This window comes from Xanthomonas sp. MUS 060, from assembly GCF_000963215.1.
Lineage (GTDB): Bacteria > Pseudomonadota > Gammaproteobacteria > Xanthomonadales > Xanthomonadaceae > Xanthomonas_A.
On record NZ_JZIM01000052.1, the window covers coordinates 1 to 4,763 of the forward strand.

The 4,763-nt window shown below is 58.7% G+C and carries 7 protein-coding genes; 6 read left to right on the top strand and 1 reads right to left on the bottom strand.

Annotated elements, in window-relative coordinates; translation table 11 throughout:
* The first annotated feature begins 4 nt into the window (after nucleotides 1-4).
* The 4 genes from XANALMUS060_RS16580 to XANALMUS060_RS22790 all read left to right on the top strand — a co-directional run bounded on the left by XANALMUS060_RS16580 (nucleotide 5) and on the right by XANALMUS060_RS22790 (nucleotide 3,299).
* The gene (locus XANALMUS060_RS16580) at nucleotides 5-1,537 is read left to right on the top strand and encodes an amino acid adenylation domain-containing protein (RefSeq protein WP_255352400.1); all 1,533 of its coding nucleotides are present in this window, start codon (nucleotides 5-7) and stop codon (nucleotides 1,535-1,537) included.
* Between the two features lie 242 nt (nucleotides 1,538-1,779).
* Entirely contained in the window at nucleotides 1,780-2,262 is a 483-nt protein-coding gene (locus tag XANALMUS060_RS22780) for a condensation domain-containing protein (protein WP_161795474.1), read from the top strand.
* Complete coding sequence (locus tag XANALMUS060_RS22785) at nucleotides 2,255-2,485, top strand: condensation domain-containing protein (protein WP_052688256.1); 231 nt, start codon at nucleotides 2,255-2,257, stop codon at nucleotides 2,483-2,485. The genes XANALMUS060_RS22780 and XANALMUS060_RS22785 overlap by 8 nt, the downstream gene beginning before the upstream one ends.
* Before the next feature lie 19 nt (nucleotides 2,486-2,504).
* A complete protein-coding gene (locus tag XANALMUS060_RS22790; RefSeq protein ID WP_082065233.1) occupies nucleotides 2,505-3,299 on the top strand; it encodes a condensation domain-containing protein in 795 nt (264 codons plus the stop codon).
* 225 nt (nucleotides 3,300-3,524) lie between these two features.
* Here the strand turns inward: XANALMUS060_RS22790 and XANALMUS060_RS20790 are convergent, their stop codons facing one another.
* Complete coding sequence (locus XANALMUS060_RS20790; protein WP_161795476.1) at nucleotides 3,525-3,683, bottom strand: hypothetical protein; 159 nt, start codon at nucleotides 3,681-3,683, stop codon at nucleotides 3,525-3,527.
* A 19-nt stretch (nucleotides 3,684-3,702) separates the two neighbouring features.
* On the opposite strand from XANALMUS060_RS20790, the gene XANALMUS060_RS17885 reads away from it, so the two are divergent.
* Together XANALMUS060_RS17885 and XANALMUS060_RS16595 are read left to right on the top strand one after the other, a co-directional pair.
* The gene (locus XANALMUS060_RS17885) at nucleotides 3,703-4,350 is read left to right on the top strand and encodes an AMP-binding protein (RefSeq protein WP_052688258.1); all 648 of its coding nucleotides are present in this window, start codon (nucleotides 3,703-3,705) and stop codon (nucleotides 4,348-4,350) included.
* The coding region (locus XANALMUS060_RS16595) for an AMP-binding protein (RefSeq protein ID WP_235430587.1) at nucleotides 4,326-4,763 on the top strand (438 nt) is incomplete at its 3' end. The genes XANALMUS060_RS17885 and XANALMUS060_RS16595, both read left to right, overlap by 25 nt.

A 4,763-nucleotide genomic window follows, 5' to 3' on the forward strand; every position in this document is an offset into this window, starting at 1 on the left:
ATCTGTGTGCAGGCAGCGCAGTGTGGAAATGGTGGTGGCGTTGCTTGCGGTGCTGAAGGCGGGCGGTGCGTATGTGCCCCTGGATCCGGCCTATCCGAGCGGCTGGCCTGCCTATATGCAGTCAGATTGCGGCGCGGTGGTGATGTTGACGGATACCGCCAGCAGTCACCTTGTCGAGGAAAATTTCACTTCGGCGCCGCTCGTCTATCTTCAGTGCGAAGCCGAACGCTTGCAGTACATGCCCGATAGCAATCCAGACCGCCATGTCAGTGGTCTGACTGCACGCCATCTGGCGTATGTCATCTATACGTCTGGATCGACTGGTGCGCCGAAGGGTGTCATGACCGAGCATCGGAATGTCACGGGTCTCTTTAGATCGACCGAGGAAATTTTCAAATTTTCCTCGAATGATGTGTGGGCATTATTTCATTCATACGCCTTCGACTTTTCGGTTTGGGAAATATTCGGCGCATTGCTTTATGGAGGTCGTCTTGTCGTCGTGCCATTGGACATCGCACGTGCGCCGGATGCGTTTTATAAATTCGTCTGTCGAGAATCTGTGACCGTTTTAAACCAGACGCCGAGTGCTTTCAAATCATTTGTTTCAGCGCAGTTCTCCCGTCGTTTGGAGCATTGCCTGCGGATGATCGTCTTCGGTGGCGAAGCATTGGATGTCGCGATATTGAAACCCTGGTTCGAGCGTGAGGGCAACCTAGCCACGCATCTGGTCAATATGTACGGAATTACAGAGACCACGGTACATGTGACATGGCGGAATATCGCGGTAGAGGATGTGGATTGGCGTGGCGGTAGTCTGGTTGGTCGCCCGATTACCAATGCGCGGGTCTACATCCTGGATACGCAGGCTGCACCAGTTCCGGTCGGAGTGGTGGGCGAGCTGTATGTCGGCGGTGATGGTGTGGGACGTGGATATCTGAATCGCGATGAATTGACTGCCGAGCGCTTTCTTTCTGATCCATTTAGTCATGATCCAGCGGTACGGATGTACCGCACTGGAGATATGGGGCGTTGGCGAGCCGACGGCACGATTGAATTTGTTGGACGCAACGATCACCAGGTCAAGATTCGTGGTTTCCGTATTGAACTCGGCGAGATCGAGGCGCGGTTGAGTGCGCATGCGGGTGTGCGCGAGTGCGTGCGTGGTGGTGGCGCTGGAGGATGCCACAGGCAACGACAAGTGGTGGCGCTGGAGGATGCCACAGGCAACGACAAGCGACTGGTGGCGTATTTAGTCGGTAGCCAGGGGGCGACGTCCGAACATCTGGGTGCGGAGGTATTGCGCAATTGGCTGTCCGCCACGCTACCGGACTACATGGTGCCGGCAGCCTATGTGCAGTTGGATCGCCTGCCATTGACCCCGAACGGCAAACTGGATCGCAAGGCCCTGCCGGCACCAGATGGCGCGGCTTATGCGGCGCGTGCGTATGAAGCGCCGCAGGGCGCGATCGAACAGGCCATTGCTGGAATTTGGAGCGACCTGCTTGGTCTGGAGATGGTCGGTCGGGCGGCACGATGACTTTTTCGCCATCGGCGGGCATTCGCTGCTGGCGGTGCGGGTCGCTTCGCGCTTGCGTCAGGAGTTGGGTGTCGAGATCGGTGTGGCCGAGTTGTTTGCGCATGCGACGTTGCAGCGTCTTGCCGAGTCTGTGGCCTCTTCCTCTAGTGTGGCCTTGCAGCCGATCATGCCGCTGGAGTCGGATGCGCCGCGCGTTCTATCGTTTGCCCAGCAACGGCTCTGGTTCCTGTCGCAGTTCGAGGGTGTCAGTCAGGCGTATCACATCAGCGGCGGGCGCCATCGGCGGGCATTCGCTGCTGGCGGTGCGGGTCGCTTCGCGCTTGCGTCAGGAGTTGGGTGTCGAGATCGGTGTGGCCGAGTTGTTTGCGCATGCGACGTTGCAGCGTCTTGCCGAGTCTGTGGCCTCTTCCTCTAGTGTGGCCTTGCAGCCGATCATGCCGCTGGAGTCGGATGCGCCGCGCGTTCTATCGTTTGCCCAGCAACGGCTCTGGTTCCTGTCGCAGTTCGAGGGTGTCAGTCAGGCGTATCACATCAGCGGCGGGCTAAGGTTGCGCGGTGTGTTGGATGCGCAGGCGCTGCGGCGTGCGTTGGATCGCATCGTGGCTCGACATGCGTCGCTGCGCACGACCTTCGCGCTGGTTGACGGGCAGGCGTTGCAGCAAATCGCTGACGAGGACAACGGCTTCCATTTGATCGATCAATCACGATCTGCGCGGTGTGCCTGATCGTGAGGTGGCGTTGCAGCAGCTGTTAGTCGATGAAGCGCAAGCGCCATTTGCGTTGGAGCATGGCCCGTTGATCCGTGGCTGGCTGATACGACTTGCCGACGATGAATCCGTCCTCTTCGTCACGATGCACCACATTGTCTCGGACGGTTGGTCGATGGGGATCTTGATCAACGAGTTGAGCGTGCTGTATCGGGCCTTTGATACGACTTGCCGACGATGAATCCGTCCTCTTCGTCACGATGCACCACATTGTCTCGGACGGTTGGTCGATGGGGATCTTGATCAACGAGTTGAGCGTGCTGTATCGGGCCTTTGCACGTGATGAGGTCGATCCGCTGCCACCGTTACCAGCCAATTCAATATGCCGATTATGCAAGCTGGCAGCGGCAGTGGTTGATGGGCGATGTGCTGGAACAGCAGGCGATCTACTGGCGCGAGACGTTATTCAATATGCCGATTATGCAAGCTGGCAGCGGCAGTGGTTGATGGGCGATGTGCTGGAACAGCAGGCGATCTACTGGCGCGAGACGTTGTCCGATGCGCCGGTGTTGCTGGAACTGCCGACGGATCGTGCACGTCCAGCGAGACAAAACCATGCCGGCGCGATGTTGGAGGTCATCGTCGATCCGCAGCAGGCACAGGCGTTGAAGGCCCTGAGCCAGCGCCATGGCTTGACGCTATATATGACCCTCCTGGCGAGTTGGGCGTTGCTGCTATCGCGTCTGTCCGGGCAGGACGATGTGGTGATCGGCAGTCCGGTTGCCAATCGTGGCCGCCCCGAGACCGAAGGATTGATTGGCTTCTTCGTCAACACGCTGGCGATGCGGGTGGATTTGTCCGGCTCGCCGACGCTGGCGCAATTGCTGGCGTTGGTGAAGAGCCGCACACTGCAAGCGCAGGCACATCAGGACATCCCGTTCGAGCAGGTGGTCGAACTGATTCAACCGCCACGCAGCCTGGCGCATGCGCCGCTGTTCCAGGTGATGTTTGCCTGGCAGAACACGCCGCAGGGGGGGCATTTTAGATCTCGGTGAAGTCCAGGCCAGTGAACTTGGCATCGCACAGACGAGTGCGCAGTTCGACCTGTCGTTGTCGTTAGCAGAGGGCGACATTTTAGATCTCGGTGAAGTCCAGGCCAGTGAACTTGGCATCGCACAGACGAGTGCGNACTGGCGGCATCTGTTGGATGCGATGGTGGCCGACGGCGCTGAAGATCTTGCGGTGGACCGTCTGCCGTTGCTGGACAAGGTCGAACGGCATCAGCTCTTGATGGAGTGGAAGCCACGTCGTTGTTCGAGCATGCGACATTGCAGCGGTGGATGGGCCACTGGCGGCATCTGTTGGATGCGATGGTGGCCGACGGCGCTGAAGATCTTGCGGTGGACCGTCTGCCGTTGCTGGACAAGGTCGAACGGCATCAGCTCTTGATGGAGTGGAATGCATGCAACAGCGGCAGATTATCCACGCGATGCCGGTGTACACGAGTTGTTCGAGGCACAGGTGGCGCGTGAGCCCTCGGCAATCGCCATTGCGCATGGCGAGTTGGCGCTGACATATGACGAGTTGAATACACGTGCCAATCAGTTGGCCCATTACCTGCGGAAGTTGGGTGTGCGCCCGGATGATCGTGTGGCGATCTGCATGCAGCGCAGTATCGAAATGGTGGTGGCGCTGCTGGCGGTACTCAAGGCGGGGGCGACGTATGTTCCGCTGGATCCGGCCTATCCACCTGAGCGGCTGGCCTACATCCTCGCCGATTGCGGCGCCGTGATGGTGTTGGCTGTGACAGATGCCATCCTGCCAGCGCCGCTTGAGCTCTTGCGGGTCAACGTCGACGATACCGTGGTGAATGCGGCGCAGTCTGACAGTCCAGGATTGCGCTCGCATGGCGGTAAGAGTGCTTATGTCATGTACACTTCCGGTTCGACAGGACTGCCGAAGGGAGTCGAAATCCCGCATCGGGGAATCAATCGCCTGGTGTTGAACAATGGGTATCTTCCCTTCATGCCGCGACGTATGTTCCGCTGGATCCGGCCTATCCACCTGAGCGGCTGGCCTACATCCTCGCCGATTGCGGCGCCGTGATGGTGTTGGCTGTGACAGATGCCATCCTGCCAGCGCCGCTTGAGCTCTTGCGGGTCAACGTCGACGATACCGTGGTGAATGCGGCGCAGTCTGACAGTCCAGGATTGCGCTCGCATGGCGGTAAGAGTGCTTATGTCATGTACACTTCCGGTTCGACAGGACTGCCGAAGGGAGTCGAAATCCCGCATCGGGGAATCAATCGCCTGGTGTTGAACAATGGGTATCTTCCCTTCATGCCGAGCGACTGTGTTGCTTTGGCCGCCAACCCGAGTTTTGATGCGATCACATTCGAAATCTGGGGTGCGCTGCTCAATGGTGCGCGCCTGATCGTCATCGAATCCGATGTTCTGATGAACCCGGCACGCTTGGCAGAGACAGTCGAGTGTGAAGGGATCAATATATTATGGATGTCG

Bases quoted from the DNA above. Each gene is read 5' to 3' on its own strand.
- XANALMUS060_RS17885 (WP_052688258.1), top strand. From the start codon at position 3,703: ATGCATGCAACAGCGGCAGATTATCCACGCGATGCCGGTGTACACGAG.
- XANALMUS060_RS20790 (WP_161795476.1), bottom strand. From the start codon at position 3,683: ATGCCGTTCGACCTTGTCCAGCAACGGCAGACGGTCCACCGCAAGATC.
- XANALMUS060_RS22790 (WP_082065233.1), top strand. From the start codon at position 2,505: ATGCACCACATTGTCTCGGACGGTTGGTCGATGGGGATCTTGATCAAC.